Raw genomic sequence first — 20,101 nt, forward strand, 5'->3', positions numbered from 1 at the left:
GGCCCCCGGGACGGCCATGCACAGATTGCGTGTCATCGTCCCGGGGGGTCCGGGGGCCTTCTACCTCTCGTCCACCAGCGGAGTCAGCCGCGTCGCCTGCCTGGTCTGCGGCACCCGGGACTGCGGCTCCTGCAGTCCGTACGTGGTGAAGGACGTCCGGGTGGGCAGCGGGTACGGCTCCTTGCCCGTGAGGGAGTTGAGGATGGTGGCGCTGCGCCAGGCGGCGAGCCCGAGGTCGGGGGTGCCGACGCCGTGGGCGTGGAGTCCGGTGTTCTGGACGTACACCGACCCGGTGACCGAGGGGTCGAGGACCAGCCGGAAATCTCCCTCGATACGCGGCCGTTCGCTGCTGTCGCGGCGCATGTAGGGGTCGAGGCCCGCGAGGAGCCGGCCCAGCGGGCGCTCGCGGTAGCCGGTGGCGAGGACGACGGCGTCCGTGGTGAGCCGGGAGCGGCTGCCCTGCTGGACGTGCTCCAGGTGGAGTTCGACCTTGGTGGTGGCGACACGACCGGCGGTACGGACGCGGACCCCGGGAGTCAGGACCGCGTCGGGCCAGCCTCCGTCCAGGGTCCGCCGGTACAGCTCGTCGTGGATGTCGGCGAGGGTGCCGGCGTCGATGCCCTTGTGCAGCTGCCACTGGGCTGCGACCAGCCGGTCGCGGACGGGTTCGGTGAGGGCGTGGAAGTAGCGGGTGTAGTCGGGCGTGAAGTGTTCCAGGCCGAGCTTGGAGTACTCCATCGGCGCGAACGCCTCGCTCCGGCCGATCCAGTGCAGCCGCTCGCGTCCGGCGGGGCGGTGGCGCAGCAGGTCGAGGAAGACCTCGGCGCCCGACTGCCCGGAGCCGACGACGGTGACGTGCTCGGCGGCGAGCACCGTGGCACGGTGGTCGAGGTAGTCGGCGGCGTGGACGACCGGGACGCCGGGGGCCTCGACGAGAGGCTGCAGCGGGTCTGGCACGTAGGGGGCGGTGCCCACGCCGAGGACGACGTTTCGGGTGTAGGTGCGGCCCAGCGCCTCGGCCTCGCCCTCGGCGTCGAGCTGGGTGAAGTCGACCTCGAACACGTCGCGTTCGGGGTTCCAGCGGACCGCGTCGACCTGGTGGCGGAAGCGCAGCCCGGGGAGGTTCTCGGAGACCCAGCGGCAGTAGGCGTCGTACTCGGCACGCTGGATCTGGAAGCGCTCGGCGAAGTAGAAGGGGAAGAGCCGCTCGCGGGTCCTGAGGTAGTTGAGGAAGCTCCAGGGGCTGGTGGGGTCGGCGAGGGTCACCAGGTCGGCGAGGAACGGCACCTGGATGGTGGCGCCCTCGATGAGGAGGCCGGGGTGCCAGGCGAAGGCGTGGCGCTGCTCGTAGAAGACGGCGTCGAGTTCGGCGAGCGGGTGGGCGAGGGCGGCGAGGGACAGGTTGCAGGGTCCGATGCCGATGCCGACCAGGTCGCGCGGGGACTCCGGCTCGTGGCGTGGAGGGTTGGTCATCTGGGGGTCGTTCCTTCTACGAGTTTGAGGAGCTGGGCCAGTTCGTCCGGCCGGGTGTGGGGGTTGAGGAAGGTGGCCTTGAGCCAGAGGCGGTCGTCGAGCCGGGCGCGGCCGAGGACGGCCCGGCCCTCGTGCAGCAGCCTGCGGCGCAGGGCGGCCACCGTGTTGTCGTCCGCGTCGGCGGGCCGGAACAGGACCGTGCTGATGACCGGCCGGTCGTACAGCTCGAAGCCGGTGTGGCCCTGGACGAGCGCGGCGAACTCACGTGCGCGGGCGCAGACCTGGTCGACCAGGGCACCGAGCCCGCTGCGGCCCAGCGCCCGCAGGGTGACGGCGATCTTGAGGATGTCCGGGCGGCGGGTGGTGCGCAGGGAGCGGCCGAGCAGGTCCGGGAGTCCGGCCTCGGTGTCGTCGTCGGCGTTCAGGTAGTCGGCGCGCTGGTGCAGGGCGGCGAGGTCGCGGGGCCGGGCCACGGCGAGGAGACCGGCCGCGGCCGGCTGCCAGCCGAGTTTGTGCAGGTCAAGGGTGACGGTGTGGGCGGCTTCGAGTCCGGCGAGCTTGTCCCGGTGCCGGTCGCTGAAGGCGAGGCCGCCGCCGTACGCGGCGTCGATGTGCAGGCGGGCGCCGTGGGCGGTGCACAGGCCGGCGATCTCGGGCAGCGGGTCGATGAGCCCGGCGTCGGTGCTGCCGGCGGTGGCGGCGACCAGCAGCGGGCCGGAGAGCGCGGTGAGCGCCGCGTCGAGGGCGGCGGGGTCGAGGGTGCCGCCCGGGGCGGGGACGACGACCGGCTCGGGCAGCCCGAGCAGCCAGGCGGCGCGGGGCAGCGAGTGGTGGGCGTTGGCGCCGCAGACCAGCTGGACGCTGCCGTGGGCCTCGCGGGCGAGCAGCAGGGCGAGCTGGTTGGACTCTGTGCCGCCGGTGGTGACCAGGGCGTCCGCGAGGCCGATCTCCTGGGCGAGGGCACGGGCGACCTCGGCTTCCAGCGTGGAGGCGGCCGGGGCCTGGTCCCAGGAGTCCAGGGACGGATTGAGGACGCTCGCGGCGAGGTCGGCGGCGGTGGCGACGGCGAGCGGCGGGCAGTGTAGATGGGCCGCGCACAGCGGGTCGGCGGGGTCGGCGGCGCCCTCGGCGAGGGCATGCACGAGGGCGCGCAGCGCGTCGGGGTCGCCGTCGTCCGGCAGGACGTCCCCGAGGGCGTCGGTGATCCGTGCGGCGACGGCCTCGGGCCCGCCGGCCGGCAGCGGTCCGCCGCGGGCCCGGGCACCGCTCGCGAGCGCGTCCATGACGGTGTCCAGGAGCGGCCGCAGGGCTACGGGGCCGTCGGGTCCTGAGGCGAGGGGCGGCATGCTCATGGGCTCTCCTCCGGGGCGCGCAGGGACCTCTGTAAGGCATCTCCCAGTTTGTACGGGAAGAGTCCCACGCGTCCGGAAAGCCCAACGATCGGAACCCGAAAGTGGGTACTGCCGTACGGGGAAAACGCGTTGGAGTGCGGTGACCTGCGGCTGACGCCGGCCGGGTGGTTGACGCGCGGAGGATCGGCGTGCCCGGTGAGCGCTTCGCGGGGCGCGAGCCCGGTCCGGCGGGCCGGTCCGACGTGTGGGCGTCGGACCGGCCGCGGGGTGGCTCCCGGGGCGGGCCTACTCGCCCCGTACCCGCAACGCCCGTGCCAGGTCGTCCAGTTCGTCGACGAGCTTGCGGCGGAGGGCGACGACCGGGTCGGCCTCGTTCAGGCAGGCCTCGCCGAGGGCGAGGGCCTCCGCGTCGACGGCGTGGTACGGGAAGGCCCAGCGGCCGGCGGCCACGGCGATGGCGGGGCCGCGGCGGGCGGCGAGGGCGACCGCGTCCTCGTAGTAGCGCGGCACGTACTCGCGTACCAGGTCGGCCTGTTCGGGCTGCCAGAAGCCCCGTGCGGTGGCCGTGAACAGGTAGTTGGAGAGGTCGTCCGTGACGAACATCGACTCCCAGGCCGCGCGCTTGGCCTCGGGGTCGGGCAGGGCGGCGCGGCAGGTGGCGGCGCCCTCCCGGCCGGTGGCGGACGGGTCGCGCTCCAGCTCGGCGGCGATGGCGGCCTCGTCGGTGGCGCCGAGCACGGCGAGCCGGACGAGGATGCGCCAGCGCAGCTCCGGGTCGAGTTCCGGCCCGCCGGGCACCGTGCCGTCGGCGAGCCAGGCGGCGATGGTGTCGGGGTGGGCGGCGACGTCGATGAAGTGCCGTACGGCGACCAGGCGCAGGCCGGGGTTGTCGCCGTCCTCGGTGCGGCGCAGCAGGTCGCGGCAGAGGGAGCTGAGGGTGGCGAGGGCGGCCGGGCGGTCCTCGGGGCGCAGGAAGCGGTCGGCGACGTGGGTGGAGGCGAACGCGAGGACACCCTGGACGAGGGCCAGGTCGGTCTCCAGCGGCAGGTGGGCGCGGGCCGTCTCAAGGTAGGCCTGGGGCGGCAGTTCGCCGTCGCGGACAGCGTCCCTGAGGGCGTTCCACACCACCGCGCGGGTGAGCGGGTCGGGCAGCCCGGACAGGCCCGTGCGGACCGCCTCGAAGGAGTCGGCGTCGAAGCGGACCTTGGCGTAGGTCAGGTCGCCGTCGTTGAGCAGGATCAGCGCGGGGCGCTTGCCGATGGACTCCGGGGCGCTCTGCGGGACGTCGAGGCCGATGCGCTCGCGCAGGGTGAGACGGCCACGGCCCTCGTCGCCGAGGTCGCGGTCGTAGAGGCCGACGGTGACGCGGTGCGGGCGGCTGCCCGCGTGGTCGACGGTCAGGGCGCAGACGCCGTCGACGGACTCGACCGCCGGGGTGAGCGTGTCGACACCGGTGGTGCGCAGCCAGGCGTCGGCCCAGGCGTGCACGTCGCGCTCGGTGGCCGCGGCGAGGGAGTCGATGAAGTCGGCGAGGGTGGCGTTGGCGAACCGGTGCCGCTTGAAGTGGATGTTGATGCCGGCGAGGAAGTCCTTCTCGCCGAGCCAGGCCACCAGCTGGCGCAGTGCGGAGGCGCCCTTGGCGTAGGAGATGCCGTCGAAGTTGAGCAGCGCGGCGGCGGTGTCGTCGACCGCCTCGGGGGCGACCGGGTGGGTGGAGGGGCGCTGGTCGGCGTCGTAGCCCCAGGCCTTGCGGGCGACCCCGAAGTCGGTCCAGGTGTCGGTGAAGCGGGTGGCCTCGGCGGTGGTCTGGTAGCCCATGTACTCGGCGAAGGACTCGTTCAGCCAGATGTCGTCCCACCACCTCAGGGTCACGAGGTCGCCGAACCACATGTGGGCCATCTCGTGGGCGATGACCATGGCGCGGGTCTGCCGCTCGGTGTCGGTGACGGCCGAGCGGAAGACGAACTCGTCGCGGAAGGTGACCAGTCCGGGGTTCTCCATGGCGCCGGCGTTGAACTCGGGGACGAACGCCTGGTCGTAGGAGTCGAAGGGGTAGGGCTCCTCGAACTTCTCGTGGTAGCGGTCGAAGCACGCGCGCGTGACCTCGAGGATCTCCTCGGCGTCGGCCTCGAGGTGGGGCGCGAGGGAGCGGCGGCAGTGGATGCCGAAGGGCAGGCCGCGGTGCTCGGTGCGCACGGAGTGCCAGGGGCCGGCGGCGACGGCGACGAGGTAGGTGGAGATCGGCGGGGTCGGGGCGGCCCGCCAGCGGCCCTCGCCGAGGTGCTCGGTGATGCCGTTGGCGAGGACGTTCCAGCCGTCGGGCGCGGTCACGGTGAGCTCGAAGACGGCCTTCAGGTCGGGCTGGTCGAACGCCGCGAAGACCCGCTGGACGTCGTCCAGGAACAGCTGCGTGTAGACGTACGTCTCGCCGTCGGTGGGGTCGGTGAAGCGGTGCATGCCCTCGCCGGTGCGGGAGTAGGGCATGACCGCGTCGACTCGCAGCTCGTGCTCGCCGGCGGTGAGGTTCTTCAGCGGCAGCCGTTCGTCCTTGAACGTCTCCGGGTCGAGGGGCTGTCCGTCCAGCGTGACGGCGCGCAGCTCCGCGGGCTTCAGCTCGACGAACGTGTCCCCGTCGGTCCGCGCGCTGAACCTGATCACGGTACGGGAGTCGAAGGTCTCGTCCCCCGTGGTGAGGTCGAGCTCGATCGAGTAGCGGTGGACGTCGAGGAACTGTGCTCGGAGCTGCGCTTCGTCGCGCGTGATGACGGACATGCACGCCATGCTGCCTGATGCCGCCGACAGCGCACAGGGGCGGATCGGTACACGGCATATGTCAGGTCACGCACCCCTTGCCGGGTGTGCCCGACGGCAGGGATCAGGCGGGCTCTCCGTTCGCGGTGTCCTCGGCGATGGACTCGTGGTGCCGGATCACCTCGGCGATGATGAAGTTCAGGAACTTCTCCGCGAACGCCGGGTCGAGCTTGGCGTTCGCCGCGAGGCTGCGCAGCCGCTCGATCTGCCGGGCCTCGCGGGCCGGGTCGGCGGGCGGCAGCTGGTGCACCGCCTTGAGCCGGCCGACCTGCTGGGTGCACTTGAAGCGCTCGGCGAGCATGTGGACGACGGCCGCGTCGATGTTGTCGATGCTCTCGCGCAGCCGCTCCAGTTCCTGGCGGACCGCGGGGTCGACGTCACCGCTACCGGTGTTCCTGATGGTCATGGGCGTCAACCCTAAGGGGCGCGGCACCTCCCGATCACCGGCTGATCAGCATGCGATCAGCCGCCGATCGTCGGTGGATCGTCCGGATCCGGGATCCGGTCGCTCCAGCCACCGGGGACGCTGCGGCCCTGCTGGGCGCGGAAGCGGACGGGGGCGAGGCCGACCCGGCGGGAGAACAGGCGGGAGAAGTAGGCGGGGTCGTCGTAGCCGACACGGCGGGCGACGGCGGCCACGGACAGCTCGGTGGCGGCGAGCAGCTCCTTGGCGCGGCCCAGCCGGATCCCGAGGAGATAGTCCTTGGGGCTGCATCCGGCGGCGCGGCGGACGGCGTGGCGCAGCTCGGCGGGCGTCATGCCGTGCCGGGCGGCGTGGTCGGCGACGCTCATCGGCCGGCAGGCGTCCCGGGCCAGGGCCTGCAGCACCTGGTCGCCGTCGGGGGCGAGGTCGGCGCGGGCGCGGCGCAGCGCGACGAGGAGTTCGTGGACGGCGGCACCGGTCTCGACCTCCAGCAGGGGGTTGCCGCGGCGGGCGGCGCGGGCGATGCGGGCGACGACCGCGCGGGGGCCGGTGGCGTCCGAGAGCGGGACGACGGGCCGCTCGGGCTCGATGTAGCCGAGTTCGGTGTAGGTCGCGGTGGCGGGCCCGGCGAAGTCGACGAAGCCCTCGTCCCAGCCGGTGTCCGGGTCGGGCCCGTAGTGGTGCGGCACTCCGGGGGTGAGCCAGAGCAGCGCGGGCGCGGTGACGGTGGTACGGCGACCGTCGGCGCCCCGGTACCAGCCGCCGCCCGCGCCGACCACGACGGCCACGTGGTGGTCGAGGGTGCGGGGGCCGACCGTGGGCAGTGTGCCGTGCTGGAGGCCGACGCCGAGGCAGACCAGGCCGAGGCGGTGGTGTGCGGGGCCGGGGCTGAAGAACCGCATCCAGGTCTGGTACATCTGCGCTCCTCCCGGCGTCGGCGACGGCGGACTTTTGTCCAAGCAGCGCCGATCTTCGTCCATGGCGTCGGTCACCGCCAGGGCCGACGCTCGGGTGCATGAGCGAGTTCACGGTGGGGGAATCCGACTTCCTGCTGGACGGGCGGCCGGTGCGGCTGCTGTCCGGGGCGCTGCACTACTTCCGGGTGCACGAGGCGCACTGGCGGCACCGGCTGGAGATGCTGCGGGCGATGGGCCTCAACTGCGTGGAGACGTACGTCCCGTGGAACCTGCACCAGCCGGGCCCGGGGCGCTTGCGGGACGTGCGGGCGGTCGGCCGGTTCCTGGACGCGGTCCGCGAGGCCGGCCTGTGGGCGATCGTGCGGCCGGGGCCGTACATCTGCGCCGAGTGGGAGAACGGCGGGCTGCCCCACTGGGTGACGGGCGAGCCGGGCACGCACCCGCGTACCCGCGACGAGCGCTTCCTGTTCCACGTGCGGAACTGGTTCCACCACCTCCTGCTGCACGAGATCGTGCCCCGGCAGATCGACCGGGGCGGCCCGGTGGTCATGGTGCAGGTCGAGAACGAGTACGGCAGCTACGGCTCGGACGCGGACTACCTCGAACAGCTCGCCGAGCTGCTGCGGGTCAAGGGCGTGACGGTGCCGCTGTTCACCTCGGACGGCCCCGAGGACCACATGCTCACCGGCGGCTCGCTGCCCGGTGTGCTCGCCACGGTGAACTTCGGCTCCCACGCGCGCACGGGTTTCGAGACGCTGCGCCGGCACCGCCCCGGGGGGCCGTTGATGTGCATGGAGTTCTGGTGCGGCTGGTTCGACCACTGGGGCGGCGGACACGCCGTACGGGATACCGGAGAAGCGGCCGGGGCCCTGCGGGAGATCCTGGAGTGCGGTGCCTCGGTGAACCTGTACATGGCGCACGGCGGCACGAGTTTCGGGGGCTGGGCAGGCGCCAACCGGGGCGGCGGCGAGCTGCACGAAGGCCCGCTGGAGCCGGACGTGACCTCGTACGACTACGACGCACCGGTCGACGAGTACGGGCGCCCCACGGAGAAGTTCTGGCGCTTCCGCGAGGTGCTGGCCGGTTACCGCCCCGATCCCCTGCCCGAACTTCCGCCCCCGCCTGCTCGGTTGGATTCTCCAACGGAGGTGGCGCTCACCGGATGGGCGCCCATGGGTGACGTCCTGGAGGCGCTCGGCGGCGCGGAGACCGTCACCCCCGTACCGCCGTCCTTCGAGGAGCTGGGCGTGGCCCGGGGGCTGGTGCGTTACGAGGTGGGCGTGCCGGGGCCGCGGCAGCCGTACCCGCTGACGGTGCGCGGTCTCAGGGACCTCGCGGTGGTGTACGTCGACGGCGAGCGGGCCGGGGTGCTCACCGAGGAGGAGGCCCGGCTGAAGGAGCCCGTCGCGGGACCCGCGCGCGTGGAGCTGTGGGTGGAGTCCCTGGGGAGGGTGAACTACGGGCCGCGCTCCGGCGAGGCGAAGGGCATCGCCGGGGGCGTCCTGCACGAGCGGCAGTATCTGCACGGGGTACGCGCGCGCGGGCTCGATCTGGACGCCTTCGACGACGGCATCGAGGCGGTGTCCTTCGGCGCGGTGTCCGGGGACGGCGCCCGGGGGCTGTACCGGGGCACCGTCACGGTCCTCGGGGCCGGGGACGCCCGGCTCGAACTGCCCGGCTGGACGCGGGGCTTCGTCTGGGTCAACGGCTTCGGTCTGGGGCGCTACTGGTCCGTGGGGCCGCAGCGGTCCCTGTACGTCCCCGGGCCGGTGCTGCGTGCGGGCGAGAACGAGGTGTGGGTGCTCGAGCTGCAGGAGGCGGGGCCGGGTCCGTGCGCACCGCGGCTGCTGCCGGTCTGAGCCCCCGGTCCGGCCGCCGCGGCCCGGGTGCGGGCGGTCGGGCCGCCCACCGGCGAAATCCGCTCGCACCCGCCTAGAGTGGATGGCAGTTCTGGGCGTCTTGAGGGGGTCGGACGTGGCGAACGGCGGACCGGTCGAGCACGGCTACCCGCATCTGGAGACGGTGCGGGCCGCGATCACCGCGCTGTACAAGCGGCTGTCGTACGACACCGTGCAGACCTTCTCGTCCAGTGTGGCCCCCGCCGACGTGGCCTTCAGCGACACGGACGACGTGCATCTGGGCGCGCAGCGCGTGGCCCGCGAGATCGTGCGGCACTTCCGGCTGCCCGATGCCCGGCTGATCGTCGGCTTCCGGGAGATGAGCCACGCGGCCAATGTCGAACTGGCGGCGGGCCCCGAGTACTTCGTCGAGCTGAACGACCGCTTCCGCACCCACCGCAGGGACATCGGCGCGGCCCTCGCCCACGAGGTGACCCACGTCTATCTGCACCGCCTCGACCTCGCCTTCCCCACCACGGCGGAGAACGAGATCCTCACGGACACGGCGACGACCTACCTGGGCGCGGGGTGGCTGCTGCTGGACGCCTACCGCGAGGACAGTGCCTCCTCCCAGAAGCTCGGCTATCTCACCCCCGAGGAGTTCGGTTACGTGCTCGCCAAACGGGCCCGGCTCTTCGGCGAGGATCCCTCGGTGTGGTTCACCAGCCCGCAGGCGTACACGGCCTACGTCAAGGGCATGGAGCGGGCGCGGCGGGACGAGCAGCAGCCGCCGCTGACGGGGGCCGGCTGGGCGGGCCGCCGCCGCTACGCCCACGACCGGCGCCACGGCGTCCCGCCCGGAGCGCCCTACGCCTTCAGCCCCGACCCCGCGGGCCACCTCCGCGTCTCCTTCTCCTGCCCCACCTGCCACCAGCGCATCAGGGTGCCGGTCCGGGGGCGGGTGCGGGCGCGGTGCGGGTTGTGCAGGACGGTTCTGGAGTGCGACACCTAGGTTCGGGGCAGCCGGCCGGGGGCGGAGCCCCTCGGTGGGCCCGGTGCAGCTCCGCGTACTCGGCGCGCCCTACTCCCGGGCCCCGTACACCGCCCCCGGCTGCTCCGCCTCCGCCAGCAGCTTCGACACGGCCTCGCCCGCCTCGGCGGGGGCCCAGCGTGCCCCCTTGTCCAGGCCGGGCCCGGGGCGCCAGCCCTGCATGACGGTGATCCGGCCGCCCTCCGCCTCGAACACCCGGCCGCTCACCCCGGCGCACGCGGCGGAGCCGAGCCAGACGACCAGCGGGGAGACGTTCTCGGGGGCCATGGCGTCGAAACCCGCGGCCGGGGCCGCCATGGTCTCGGCGAAGGTGCGTTCCGTCATGCGGGTGCGGGCCGCCGGGGCGACGGCGTTGACCTGGACGCCGTAGCGGGTGAGTTCGGCCGCCGCCACGAGGGTCAGACCGATGATCCCGGCCTTGGCGGCGCTGTAGTTCCCCTGCCCGACCGAGCCCAGCAGGCCCGCCCCGCTGCTGGTGTTGACGATCCGGGCGACCGGGGTGCGGCCCGCCCTGGCCTCGGCCCGCCAGTGCGCGGCGGCATGTCTGAGGGGGAGGAAGTGCCCCTTGAGGTGGACGCGGATCACGGCGTCCCAGTCGTCCTCGTCGAGATTGACGAGCATGCGGTCGCGCAGGAAGCCGGCGTTGTTGACGAGGGTGTCGAGTCGGCCGTAGGTCTCGACGGCGGTTCTGATCAGGGAGGCGGCGCCCTCGGTGGTCGCGATGTCGGCGCCGTGCGCGACCGCCTCGCCGCCCGCCTCCCGGATCTCGGTGACGACGGCCGCCGCAGGGCTGTCGGGTCCGGGCACCCCGTCCGGTCCGACACCCAGGTCGTTGACGACGACCCGGGCGCCCTCGGCGGCGAAGGCGAGGGCGTGGGCGCGTCCGAGCCCCCGTCCGGCTCCGGTGACGACGACGACTCGCCCTGCGCAGATTCCGGTCATCCCAGGCCTTCTTGTGCTTCCTTGTCGGCGGTCGCGGCGTCCAGGAAGGCCGGCCGTTCCCCGCCCCCGTGCACCAGCAGACTCGCCCCGCTGATGTAGCCGGCCGCGTCCGAGGCGAGGAAGACGGCGGCCGCGCCGACGTCCGAGGGGGTGGCCAGCCGGCCCAGCGGGACGGTGCGGGAGACCGCCGCGAGGCCGTCCGGGCCGCCGTAGTGCAGATGGGACTGCTCGGTGCGGACCATGCCGACGACCAGCGTGTTGACTCGGACCTCCGGCGCCCATTCCACGGCCATCGACGCGGCCAGGTTCGCCAGGCCCGCCTTGGCCGCGCCGTAGGCCGCCGAGCCGGGCGAGGGACGGCCGCCGCTCACGCTGCCGACCATGACGACCGAGCCCCGGGTGAGCCGGAGCCGGTCGTAGGCGGCGAGGGAGGCGGTCAGCGGGGTGACCAGGTTCAGCTCGATGACCCGGGCGTGCCGCTCGGCGTCCGCGTCGGCCAGCCGCCGGTACGGGGTGCCGCCCGCGTTGTTGACGAGGACGTCGAGCCGGGGCAGCGCGGCGAAGAAGGCGCTGACGGCGGGTGGGTCGCGCAGGTCGAGGGACATGAACTCCACGCCGTCGAGGGGCTGTTCGGGGGGACGCCGGGCGCAGGCCAGCACCTGGGCGCCGGCCCGGGCGAAGGCCCGCGCGATGCCCGCCCCGACGCCCCGGGTGCCGCCGGTGACGACGACGGTCCTGCCGCGCAGCGAGTTGTCCACAGGCCCTGCCGCGGAGTTTTCCACAGGCTCTCCCGCTCGTCTTCGCCGACTGCTAGCTTCGAAGCCTCACACCTAACAAATGTTTGGTGGAAAGGCGTTGAGTGCGAAGGTAGCTGATGCGTCCATGGGTGTCTCCATGTCGGTCCCGGAAAAGGGGATTTCCGTAGTCACCGTCGACTTCCCGCCGGTGAACGCGCTGCCGGTCCGCGGCTGGTTCGAACTGGCCGGGGCCGTGCGCGCGGCGGGACGTGATCCCGAGGTGCGGTGCGTGGTGCTGGCCGCCGAGGGGCGCGGTTTCAACGCGAGCGTGGACATCAAGGAGATACAGGCGGCGGGCCAGGAGGCGCTGATCGGCGCCAACCGGGGCTGTGCGGAGGCCTTCGCCGCGGTGTACGAGTGCGAGACACCCGTGATAGCGGCGGTGCACGGGTTCTGTCTGGGCGGCGGGATAGGCCTGGTGGGGAACGCGGACGCGATCGTGGCGAGCGACGACGCCTCCTTCGGGCTGCCGGAGCTGGACCGGGGCGCGCTGGGTGCCGCCACGCATCTGGCCCGGCTGGTCCCGCAGCATCTGATGCGCGCGCTCTACTACACCTCGCGCACGGCGAGCGCCGCCGAGCTGCACGCGCACGGTTCGGTGTGGCGGGTGGTGCCCCGGGCGCAGCTGCGGGCGGCCGCGCTGGAGCTGGCCCGCGAGATCGCCGCCAAGGACGGACGGCTGCTGCGCATGGCCAAGGCCGCCATCAACGGGATCGATCCCGTCGACGTGCGCCGCAGTTACCGCTTCGAACAGGGCTTCACGTTCGAGGCCAACCTCAGCGGACTGGCCGACCGGGTCCGCGACACGTTCGGGAAGGAGGGTGCGTAGGTGGGAGACAAGACGATGACCGCCGACGAGGTGGTCTCCCGGCTGTCCAGCGGGATGACCCTGGGCATCGGCGGCTGGGGTTCACGGCGCAAGCCGATGGCACTGGTCAGAGCCCTGCTGAGAGCCGGGATCGGGGACCTCACGGTCATCTCGTACGGCGGCCCGGACATCGGCATGCTGGCCGCGGCCGGCCGGATCCGCAAACTGGTCACCGCCTTCGTCACGCTCGACTCCATCCCGCTCGAACCGCACTACCGGGCGGCCCGGGAGCGCGGGGACTTCGCGCTGACGGAGATCGACGAGGGGATGTTCATGTGGGGGCTGCACGCGGCCGCCCAGCGACTGCCCTTCCTGCCGGTGCGGGCGGGTCTCGGCTCGGACGTCATGCGGGTCGCCCCGGACCTGAGGACGGTCACTTCTCCGTACGAGGACGGGGAGACGTTCGTGGCCATGCCCGCCCTGCGGATGGACGCGGCCCTGGTGCACGTCAACCGCGCCGACCGGCTGGGCAACGGGCAGTACCTGGGCCCGGACCCCTACTTCGACGACCTGTTCTGCGAGGCGGCGGACGAGGCCTACGTCTCCTGCGAACGGATCGTCGACACGGCCGAGTTGACGAAGGAGGCGGCCCCGCAGTCACTGCTCCTCAAACGGCTCGCGGTCACGGGTGTGGTCGAGGCACCGAACGGCGCGCACTTCACCTCCTGCGCGCCGGACTACGGCCGGGACGAGGAGTACCAGCGGGAGTACGCGTCCACACCCTGGCCGGAGTTCGCCGAGCGGTACCTGTCCGGGGACGAGGAGGCGTACCGGTCGGCGGTACGGGAGTGGCGCAAGGAGCGGGAAGCATGAAGGTCACCGGCACACCTCATCTCCCGCCCACCGGCGCACCTCTTCTCCCGCCCACCCGCGCATCTCTTCTCCCGCCCACCCGCGCCGAGTACTGCGTGATCGCCTGCGCCGAGGCCTGGCGGGACGGCGGGGAGATCCTGGCCAGTCCGATGGGCCTGATCCCGTCGCTGGGCGCGCGGCTGGCCCGGCTCACCTTCGCGCCGGACCTGCTGCTCACCGACGGGGAGGCACTGCTGGTCCGCCCGGACGGCACGCCCGAGGGCTGGCTGCCCTACCGGCAGCACCTGACGCTGGTGGCGGGCGGTCGCCGGCACGTGATGATGGGCGCGAGCCAGATCGACCGGTACGGCAACCAGAACATCTCCTGCATCGGCGACTGGGACCGGCCCCGGCGGCAGCTGCTCGGGGTGCGCGGAGCGCCGCTGAACACGCTGAACAATCCAACGAGTTACTGGATCCCAAGACACTCCAGGCGGGTGTTCGTGGAGCGGGCGGACATGGTGTGCGGGGTGGGGTACGACCGGGCGGCGGAGCTGGGGAGCACGGCCCGCTTCCATCGCGTCCCCCGGGTCGTCTCCGACCTCGGTGTCTTCGACTTCGCCACCCCCGACCGCTCCATGCGGCTGGCCTCGCTGCATCCGGGGGTGAGCGTGGAACAGGTGCGGGAGGCGACGGGCTTCGCGCTCGCCGTGCCCGACGAGGTGCCGTACACCCGAGCCCCCGGCGAGGAGGAGCTGCGGCTGATCCGCGAGGTGCTGGATCCGGCGGGGGCCCGCGCGCGTGAGGTGCCCGAGGGGGCGAGGGGGTGATGGAGACCGCCCTGACCCGGCTGGCAGGGGTCCGGTATCCGATCGTGCAGACCGGGATGGGCTGGGTGGCCGGCCCCCGGCTGGTCTCGGCGGCGGCGAATGCGGGGGCGCTGGGCATCCTGGCCTCCGCGACGATGACCGTGGACCAGCTCCGGGAGGCGATACGGGAGGTCCGGTCGCGGACCCGGGCGCCGTTCGGGGTGAATCTGCGGGCGGACGCGGCCGATGCGGCCGACCGGGTGCAGATCATGCTGGACGAGCACGTCCGGGTGGCCTCCTTCGCCCTGGCTCCCTCCCCCGAGCTGATCACCCGGCTCAAAGAGGCGGGTGTGGTGGTCGTCCCGTCCGTCGGGGCGCGACGGCACGCCGAGAAGGTGGCCGCGTGGGGTGCGGACGCCGTGATCGTGCAGGGCGGCGAGGGCGGCGGGCACACCGGCGAGGTGGCGACGACCGTGCTGCTGCCGCAGGTGGTGGACGCCGTGCGGATACCGGTCGTGGCGGCGGGCGGCTTCTTCGACGGGCGGGGCCTGGTCGCCGCGCTGGCCTACGGGGCGGCCGGGGTGGCGATGGGCACGCGGTTCCTGCTCACCTCGGACTCGACGGTGCCGGACGCGGTGAAGGCCAGGTATCTGGCGGCGACGGTCCGGGACGTGACGGTCACCCGGGCGGTGGACGGGCTGCCGCACCGGATGCTGCGCACGGACCTGGTCGACACTCTGGAGCGGTCCGGCCGTCTCCGGGCCCTCGCCCACGCGGCGCGGCGGGCCTCGGGCTTCCGGCGGCTGTCGGGGCTCACCTGGCGGCAGCTGGTCCGGGACGGCCTGGCCCTCAGACACGGCAAGGAGCTGTCCTGGAGTCAGGTGCTGCTGGCCGCGAACACGCCGATGCTGCTGAAGTCGGCGATGGTGGACGGCCGTACGGACCTCGGGGTGATGGCGTCCGGGCAGGTCGCCGGGGTGATCGACGACCTGCCGTCGTGCGCGGAACTGGTGGGGCGGATCGTGAAGGAGGCGGAGGAGGTGCTGGCGGGGCTGGAGAGACTCAGAGACGTTCGATGACCGTCACGTTCGCCTGGCCGCCACCCTCACACATGGGCACCATCCCCGACGGCCCCCTCGCACTGCTCGGCCCAGGGGCCTCCCAGGCTTCGGGAGCCTGCGCCGGACTCCGTCCGCCGACGCGGGTGGCCGCTCTTGTCGACGCTCTGGTCACACGCGTTCGATGATCGTCACGTTCGCCTGGCCGCCACCCTCACACATGGTCTGGAGGCCGAACCGGCCTCCGGTGCGTTCCAGTTCGTGCAGCAGGGTCGTCATCAGCCGGACGCCGGTGGCGCCGAGCGGGTGGCCGAGGGCGATGGCGCCGCCGTTGACGTTGACCTTCTCCGGGTCGGCGCCGGTCTCCTTCAGCCAGGCGAGCACGACGGGGGCGAAGGCCTCGTTGATCTCCACGAGATCGATGGCGTCGATGGTCAGGCCGGTCTTCTTCAGGGCGTGGGCGGTGGCCGGGATGGGCGCGGAGAGCATGCGGATGGGGTCCTCGCCGCGCACGGAGAGGTGGTGGACGCGGGCCCGCGGGCGCAGTCCGTGTTCCCGTACCGCCCGCTCGGAGGCGAGCAGCATGGCCGCGGCTCCGTCGGAGACCTGGGAGGAGCAGGCCGCGGTGATGGTGCCGCCGTCGAGGACGGGCTTGAGCGCGGCCATCTTCTCCGGGGAGGTGTCCCGGCGCGGGCCCTCGTCGACGGTGACCTCGCCGCAGGGGACGGTCTCGCGCTCGAAGCGGCCGGTGTCGATGGCCCAGACCGCCCGCCGGTGCGAGCGCAGGGCGAACTCCTCCTGGTCCGTACGGCTGATGCCCCACTTGGCGGCGATCATCTCGGCGCCGGTGAACTGGTTGACGGGCTGGTCGCCGTAGCGGGCTCGCCAGCCGGTGCTGCCGAGGAAGGGGCCGGCGGTCAGGCCGAGGGGGGCGGCGGCCTGCCGGGAGGCGAAGGCGATGGGGATCTGGGACATGTTCTGGACCCCGCCCGCGACCACCAGGTCCTGGGTGCCGGAGAGCACGGCCTGCGCGGCGAAGTGCACAGCCTGCTGGGAGGAGCCGCACTGCCGGTCGACGGTCACGCCGGGCACCTCCTCGGGCAGCCCCGCGGCCAGCCAGCAGGTGCGGGCGATGTCCCCGGCCTGCGGCCCGACCGCGTCCAGACAGCCGAAGACGACGTCCTCCACGGCGGCCGGGTCGATCCCGGCCCGTTCCACGAGCGCCTTCAGCACATGGGCGCCCAGGTCGGCCGGGTGGACCCCGCTGAGCCCTCCCCCGCGCCGCCCGACGGGCGTGCGGACCGCTTCGACTATGTAGGCCTCGGCCATGGCGACTCCCTCACAGGAAAGGGGTGTTGAGCGTGATGTCATTCGCGTACGGCGATCCCGTCCAGCACCATCGACAGGTACTGGCGGGCGATCTCCTCCGGGCTATGCTGTCCGCCGGGCCGGTACCAGGACGCGGCGACCCACACCGTGTCCCGGACGAACCGGTAGGTGAGCCGGACGTCCAGGTCGGCGCGGAAGACGTGCTCGGCGACTCCGCGTTCCAGCGTGGACAGCCATGCCTTCTCGAACCGGCGCTGCGAGTCGGCGAGGAAGGCGAAGCGGTCCTGCGCGACGAGCTGCTTGCTCTCCTTCTGGTAGATCGCGACGGCGGCGCGGTGCCGGTCGATCTCCCGGAAGGACTCGGTGACCAGGGCCTCCAGGGTCTCGCGGGGCCCGAGCCCGGAGGCCAGGACGGTGTCGTAGCCGTCCCACAGCTCGTCCAGGAAGGTCCGCAGGATCTCCTCCAGCATCGACTCCTTGGAGTCGAAGTGGTAGTAGAGGCTGCCCGCGAGCATCCCCGCATGGTCGGCGATGGTGCGGACGGTGGTGGCGTTGTAGCCCTGCTCGGCGAAGACCTCGGCGGCGGTGCCGAGGAGTTCGTGGCGGCGCGCCTGGGCGGCGGCGGCCGTGGGCTTCTTCGGGGCGGTCACCTGGGGCTTCTTCTTGGTCGGCACGAACCCATTGTGGTCTGCTCGTCGTCAGGGGTGCTGGCTGCTGACGGCGACGACCTCGCCGGTCAGGTACGAGGAGTAGCCGGAGGCGAGGAACACGATCACGTTGGCCACCTCCCAGGGCTCGGCGTACCGCCCGAAGGCCTCCCGTGCGGTCAGCTCTTGGAGCAGTTCGGCGGAGGTGACCTTCGCCAGGTGCGGATGCATGGCGAGGCTGGGTGCCACCGCATTGATCCGCACCCCGTAGGCGGCCGCCTCGACCGCCGCGCACCGGGTCAGCGCCATCACGCCGGCCTTGGCGGCGGCGTAGTGGGCCTGGCCCGCCTGGGCGCGCCAGCCGACGACGGAGGCGTTGTTGACGATCACCCCGCCGCCGGAGTCCCGCATCGCGCGCAGGGCCGCCCGGGTGCAGCGGAAGGTGCCGTTCAGTGTGACGTCGAGAACGCGGGACCACTGCTCGTCGGTCATGTCGACGAGGTCCGAGGTGCCGCCAAGCCCCGCGTTGTTGACCACGATGTCGAGCTTTCCGTGCTCCCGTACGGCCGTCTCGAAGAGTGCGCCCACCTGGGTCTCGTCGGTGACGTCGCAGGGCACCGCGGCCACCGCGCCGGGGAACTCCCGGCCGAGCCGGGCCTCGTGCTCCTTAAGGCGGCGCGTGTGCGCGTCGCTGATCAGCACCCGGGCGCCCTCCTCCAGGAAGCGGCGCGCGGTGGCCCCGCCGATCCCCGCGCCGGCCGCCGCGGTGACGACGGCGGTGCGCCCCTTCAGCAGCCCGTGCCCGGGTTCGTACGCCGGACTCTCGACGCCTGTCATGGGGCCACGCTAACCTACCAAACACTTGTTAGGGAAGGACGGTGACGGCGACCGTGGACCTGACCCACGCTCCGGCCGACGAGGAGTTCCGCGCCGAGGCCCGCGCCTGGCTGGCGGCACACGTGCCCCGCACCGCGCTCCCCTCCCTGGAGACCGCGGAGGGCTTCGCGGCGCACCGCGCGTGGGAGGCCGAACTGGCCGCGGACCGCTGGTCGGTGGTGTCCTGGCCCGAGCAGTACGGGGGGCGGGGCGCGGGACTGATGCGCTGGCTGATCTTCGAGGAGGAGTACTGGGCGGCGGGCGCGCCGGGCCGGGTCGGCCAGAACGGCATCAGCCTGCTCGCGCCGACCCTGTTCGACCACGGCACGCAGGAGCAACGCACGCGTGTGCTGCCGCCGATGGCCTCCGCCGAGGTGGTCTGGGCGCAGGCCTGGTCCGAGCCGGAGGCGGGCTCCGACCTGGCCTCGCTCACCTCCAGGGCGGTGCGGACGGACGGCGGCTGGCTGCTGAGCGGCCAGAAGACCTGGTCCTCGCGGGCGGCCTTCGCCGACCGGGCCTTCGGCCTGTTCCGCAGCGACCCCGAGGCCCCGAAACCGCACCAGGGGCTCACGTATCTGATGTTCGACCTGCGGGCCCCCGGTGTCACCGTCCGCCCGATCGGCCGCCTGGACGGGAAGCCGGCCTTCGCGGAGCTGTTCCTGGACGAGGTGTTCGTGCCGGACGAGGACGTGATCGGTGAACCCGGCCAGGGCTGGCGGATCGCGATGTCCACGGCGGGCAACGAACGCGGCCTCACCCTGCGCTCCCCCGGCCGCTTCCTCGCCTCCGCCGATCGGCTGCTGGAGCTGTGGAGGGCGCAGGGCCGCCCGCAGCAGGCACGCGCCGGGGTGGCGGACGCCCTGATCGGCGCCCGCGCCTACCAGCTGTTCACCTACGCGGCCGCCGCCCGGTTCCTGGAGGGCGCCGCGCTCGGCCCGGAGTCCAGCATGAACAAGGTGTTCTGGTCCGAGTACGACCTGGCACTGCACGAGACGGCGCTCGATCTCCTCGGCGAGGAGGGCGAGCCGGCGGACACGGACTGGGCGCAGGGGTACGTCTTCGCGCTGGCCGGGCCCATCTACGCGGGGGCCAACGAGATCCAGCGCGACATCGTCGCCGAGCGCCTGCTCGGCCTGCCGAAGGGACGCCGCTGATGCGCTTCCTCCTCGACACCGAGCAGCGCGCCTTCGCCGACTCGCTGCACGCGATGCTGACGGCGGCGGACACCCCGGCGGTGGTCCGGGACTGGAGCCGCGGCGACCATGCGGGCGGCCGTGCGCTGTGGCGTCGTATCGCCAAGGCGGGGGTGTTCGCTCTCGCGGTGCCGGAGGAGTACGGGGGGCTGGGGCCGCATCCGGTGGAACTGGCCGTCGCGTTCGTGGAGTTGGGCAGGCACACGGCGCCCGGGCCACTGGTGGAGACGGTCGCGGCGGCGGTACTGCTCGGCGCGGACGGGCCGGCCGAGCGGTTCCTGCCCGGGCTCGCCGCGGGCGAGACCATCGCCACCGTGGCGGCACCCACCGGGTACGCCCTCGACGGCGACGCGGCCGCGCTCCATCTCGTCCCGGCCCCGGAAGGACTGCACCTGTCGCCGGGTCCCGGCCCGGTCCGCCCCTCCCTCGACCCGGCCCGCCGGCTGACCCCGCTGACCCCCGGCGGTGAACTCCTGTCCCCCGGCCCGCCGGACACCGGCGCCCTCACCTGGGCGCGCCTGGCCACCGCCGCCCAGGCCCTCGGCGTGGGACTCGCCCTGCTCGACCGGACGGTCGCCCACGTCCGGCAGCGCACGCAGTTCGGTGTCCCCATCGGCTCGTTCCAGGCCGTCAAGCACCGCCTCGCCGACGCGAGGACGTCCCTGGAGTTCGCCCGGCCCCTGCTCTTCTCGGCGGCGCTGTCCCTGCGCCCCGCGGACGTGGCGGCCGCCAAGCTGAAGGCATGCGAGGCGGCTTACGCCACCGCCCGCACGGCACTCCAGCTGCACGGCGCGATCGGCTACACGGCGGAGTACGACCTGTCCCTGTGGCTGACCAAGGCCCGCGCCCTGCGCACTGCGTGGGGCACGCCGGAGCAGTGCAGGGACGCGGTGCTCGAGGACGCCGGCTAGGCGGTCGGGGCCG

Annotated in this window: 18 protein-coding genes; 8 read left to right on the forward strand and 10 right to left on the reverse strand. The window is 73.2% G+C overall.

Going from position 1 to position 20,101, the window contains the following annotated elements:
* Window positions 1-60: 60 nt before the first annotated feature.
* The 5 genes from AC07DS_RS20775 to AC07DS_RS20795 form a co-directional block, all read right to left on the reverse strand.
* On the reverse strand, window positions 61-1,473 hold the full coding sequence (locus AC07DS_RS20775) for a lysine N(6)-hydroxylase/L-ornithine N(5)-oxygenase family protein (RefSeq protein ID WP_479147285.1): 1,413 nt from the start codon (window positions 1,471-1,473) through the stop codon (window positions 61-63).
* Window positions 1,470-2,825: a pyridoxal phosphate-dependent decarboxylase family protein gene (locus AC07DS_RS20780; RefSeq protein WP_479147287.1), complete on the reverse strand. Its 1,356-nt coding sequence runs from the start codon at window positions 2,823-2,825 to the stop codon at window positions 1,470-1,472. Before AC07DS_RS20780 ends, AC07DS_RS20775 begins: the two co-directional genes overlap by 4 nt.
* Window positions 2,826-3,110: 285 nt before the next feature.
* The gene (gene pepN / locus AC07DS_RS20785; RefSeq protein ID WP_479147289.1) at window positions 3,111-5,597 is read right to left on the reverse strand and encodes an aminopeptidase N; all 2,487 of its coding nucleotides are present in this window, start codon (window positions 5,595-5,597) and stop codon (window positions 3,111-3,113) included.
* Between the two features lie 103 nt (window positions 5,598-5,700).
* Entirely contained in the window at window positions 5,701-6,042 is a 342-nt protein-coding gene (locus AC07DS_RS20790) for a chorismate mutase (protein WP_479147291.1), read from the reverse strand.
* Window positions 6,043-6,098: 56 nt separating this feature from the next.
* Window positions 6,099-6,977, reverse strand: a complete 879-nt coding sequence (locus AC07DS_RS20795; protein ID WP_479147292.1) for a helix-turn-helix domain-containing protein — start codon at window positions 6,975-6,977, stop codon at window positions 6,099-6,101.
* A gap of 98 nt (window positions 6,978-7,075) precedes the next feature.
* On the opposite strand from AC07DS_RS20795, the gene AC07DS_RS20800 reads away from it, so the two are divergent.
* Both AC07DS_RS20800 and AC07DS_RS20805 read left to right on the forward strand, forming a co-directional pair.
* Complete coding sequence (locus AC07DS_RS20800) at window positions 7,076-8,836, forward strand: glycoside hydrolase family 35 protein (RefSeq protein ID WP_479147294.1); 1,761 nt, start codon at window positions 7,076-7,078, stop codon at window positions 8,834-8,836.
* Between the two features lie 115 nt (window positions 8,837-8,951).
* On the forward strand, window positions 8,952-9,827 hold the full coding sequence (locus AC07DS_RS20805) for a hypothetical protein (RefSeq protein WP_479147296.1): 876 nt from the start codon (window positions 8,952-8,954) through the stop codon (window positions 9,825-9,827).
* Window positions 9,828-9,896: 69 nt separating this feature from the next.
* On the opposite strand, the gene AC07DS_RS20810 is transcribed toward AC07DS_RS20805, so the two are convergent.
* Window positions 9,897-10,808, reverse strand: coding sequence for an SDR family oxidoreductase (locus tag AC07DS_RS20810; RefSeq protein WP_479147298.1), 912 nt, complete (start codon window positions 10,806-10,808; stop codon window positions 9,897-9,899).
* Complete coding sequence (locus AC07DS_RS20815) at window positions 10,805-11,590, reverse strand: SDR family oxidoreductase (RefSeq protein WP_479147300.1); 786 nt, start codon at window positions 11,588-11,590, stop codon at window positions 10,805-10,807. Before AC07DS_RS20815 ends, AC07DS_RS20810 begins: the two co-directional genes overlap by 4 nt.
* A gap of 100 nt (window positions 11,591-11,690) precedes the next feature.
* Here AC07DS_RS20815 and AC07DS_RS20820 point away from each other — a divergent pair, with 100 nt between their 5' ends.
* From AC07DS_RS20820 to AC07DS_RS20835, 4 genes are read left to right on the forward strand one after another with little or no spacing between them, the layout of a single operon-like run.
* Window positions 11,691-12,434, forward strand: a complete 744-nt coding sequence (locus AC07DS_RS20820; RefSeq protein WP_479147520.1) for an enoyl-CoA hydratase family protein — start codon at window positions 11,691-11,693, stop codon at window positions 12,432-12,434.
* The gene (locus AC07DS_RS20825; protein WP_479147301.1) at window positions 12,435-13,286 is read left to right on the forward strand and encodes a CoA transferase subunit A; all 852 of its coding nucleotides are present in this window, start codon (window positions 12,435-12,437) and stop codon (window positions 13,284-13,286) included.
* Entirely contained in the window at window positions 13,283-14,095 is an 813-nt protein-coding gene (locus AC07DS_RS20830; protein WP_479147303.1) for a CoA-transferase subunit beta, read from the forward strand. The genes AC07DS_RS20825 and AC07DS_RS20830 overlap by 4 nt, the downstream gene beginning before the upstream one ends.
* The gene (locus tag AC07DS_RS20835; protein WP_479147305.1) at window positions 14,095-15,153 is read left to right on the forward strand and encodes an NAD(P)H-dependent flavin oxidoreductase; all 1,059 of its coding nucleotides are present in this window, start codon (window positions 14,095-14,097) and stop codon (window positions 15,151-15,153) included. Before AC07DS_RS20830 ends, AC07DS_RS20835 begins: the two co-directional genes overlap by 1 nt.
* 150 nt (window positions 15,154-15,303) lie before the next feature.
* Here the strand turns inward: AC07DS_RS20835 and AC07DS_RS20840 are convergent, their stop codons facing one another.
* From AC07DS_RS20840 to AC07DS_RS20850, 3 genes are read right to left on the reverse strand one after another with little or no spacing between them, the layout of a single operon-like run.
* Window positions 15,304-16,461 (reverse strand): acetyl-CoA C-acetyltransferase, encoded by a 1,158-nt coding sequence (locus AC07DS_RS20840; RefSeq protein ID WP_479147306.1) that lies wholly within the window; start codon window positions 16,459-16,461, stop codon window positions 15,304-15,306.
* Between the two features lie 38 nt (window positions 16,462-16,499).
* Complete coding sequence (locus AC07DS_RS20845; protein ID WP_479147308.1) at window positions 16,500-17,135, reverse strand: TetR/AcrR family transcriptional regulator; 636 nt, start codon at window positions 17,133-17,135, stop codon at window positions 16,500-16,502.
* Between the two features lie 24 nt (window positions 17,136-17,159).
* Window positions 17,160-17,945, reverse strand: a complete 786-nt coding sequence (locus AC07DS_RS20850; RefSeq protein WP_479147309.1) for an SDR family oxidoreductase — start codon at window positions 17,943-17,945, stop codon at window positions 17,160-17,162.
* Between the two features lie 53 nt (window positions 17,946-17,998).
* Between AC07DS_RS20850 and AC07DS_RS20855 the strand changes: the two genes are divergently transcribed.
* Both AC07DS_RS20855 and AC07DS_RS20860 read left to right on the forward strand, forming a co-directional pair.
* Window positions 17,999-19,138: an acyl-CoA dehydrogenase family protein gene (locus tag AC07DS_RS20855; RefSeq protein WP_479147522.1), complete on the forward strand. Its 1,140-nt coding sequence runs from the start codon at window positions 17,999-18,001 to the stop codon at window positions 19,136-19,138.
* Window positions 19,138-20,088, forward strand: coding sequence for an acyl-CoA dehydrogenase family protein (locus AC07DS_RS20860; protein WP_479147310.1), 951 nt, complete (start codon window positions 19,138-19,140; stop codon window positions 20,086-20,088). The genes AC07DS_RS20855 and AC07DS_RS20860 overlap by 1 nt, the downstream gene beginning before the upstream one ends.
* Window positions 20,089-20,101 lie beyond the last annotated feature (13 nt).

Source organism: Streptomyces sp. NPDC044064 (assembly GCF_056434245.1).

What these genes read in the sequence shown, in the direction of transcription:
- AC07DS_RS20790 (WP_479147291.1), bottom strand. Translation starts at nt 6,042, where the DNA reads ATGACCATCAGGAACACCGGTAGCGGTGACGTCGACCCCGCGGTCCGC.
- AC07DS_RS20820 (WP_479147520.1), top strand. Translation starts at nt 11,691, where the DNA reads ATGGGTGTCTCCATGTCGGTCCCGGAAAAGGGGATTTCCGTAGTCACC.
- AC07DS_RS20795 (WP_479147292.1), bottom strand. Translation starts at nt 6,977, where the DNA reads ATGTACCAGACCTGGATGCGGTTCTTCAGCCCCGGCCCCGCACACCAC.
- AC07DS_RS20835 (WP_479147305.1), top strand. Translation starts at nt 14,095, where the DNA reads ATGGAGACCGCCCTGACCCGGCTGGCAGGGGTCCGGTATCCGATCGTG.
- AC07DS_RS20860 (WP_479147310.1), top strand. Translation starts at nt 19,138, where the DNA reads ATGCGCTTCCTCCTCGACACCGAGCAGCGCGCCTTCGCCGACTCGCTG.
- AC07DS_RS20830 (WP_479147303.1), top strand. Translation starts at nt 13,283, where the DNA reads ATGAAGGTCACCGGCACACCTCATCTCCCGCCCACCGGCGCACCTCTT.
- AC07DS_RS20810 (WP_479147298.1), bottom strand. Translation starts at nt 10,808, where the DNA reads ATGACCGGAATCTGCGCAGGGCGAGTCGTCGTCGTCACCGGAGCCGGA.
- pepN (WP_479147289.1), bottom strand. Translation starts at nt 5,597, where the DNA reads ATGTCCGTCATCACGCGCGACGAAGCGCAGCTCCGAGCACAGTTCCTC.
- AC07DS_RS20775 (WP_479147285.1), bottom strand. Translation starts at nt 1,473, where the DNA reads ATGACCAACCCTCCACGCCACGAGCCGGAGTCCCCGCGCGACCTGGTC.
- AC07DS_RS20850 (WP_479147309.1), bottom strand. Translation starts at nt 17,945, where the DNA reads ATGACAGGCGTCGAGAGTCCGGCGTACGAACCCGGGCACGGGCTGCTG.
- AC07DS_RS20840 (WP_479147306.1), bottom strand. Translation starts at nt 16,461, where the DNA reads ATGGCCGAGGCCTACATAGTCGAAGCGGTCCGCACGCCCGTCGGGCGG.
- AC07DS_RS20780 (WP_479147287.1), bottom strand. Translation starts at nt 2,825, where the DNA reads ATGAGCATGCCGCCCCTCGCCTCAGGACCCGACGGCCCCGTAGCCCTG.
- AC07DS_RS20800 (WP_479147294.1), top strand. Translation starts at nt 7,076, where the DNA reads ATGAGCGAGTTCACGGTGGGGGAATCCGACTTCCTGCTGGACGGGCGG.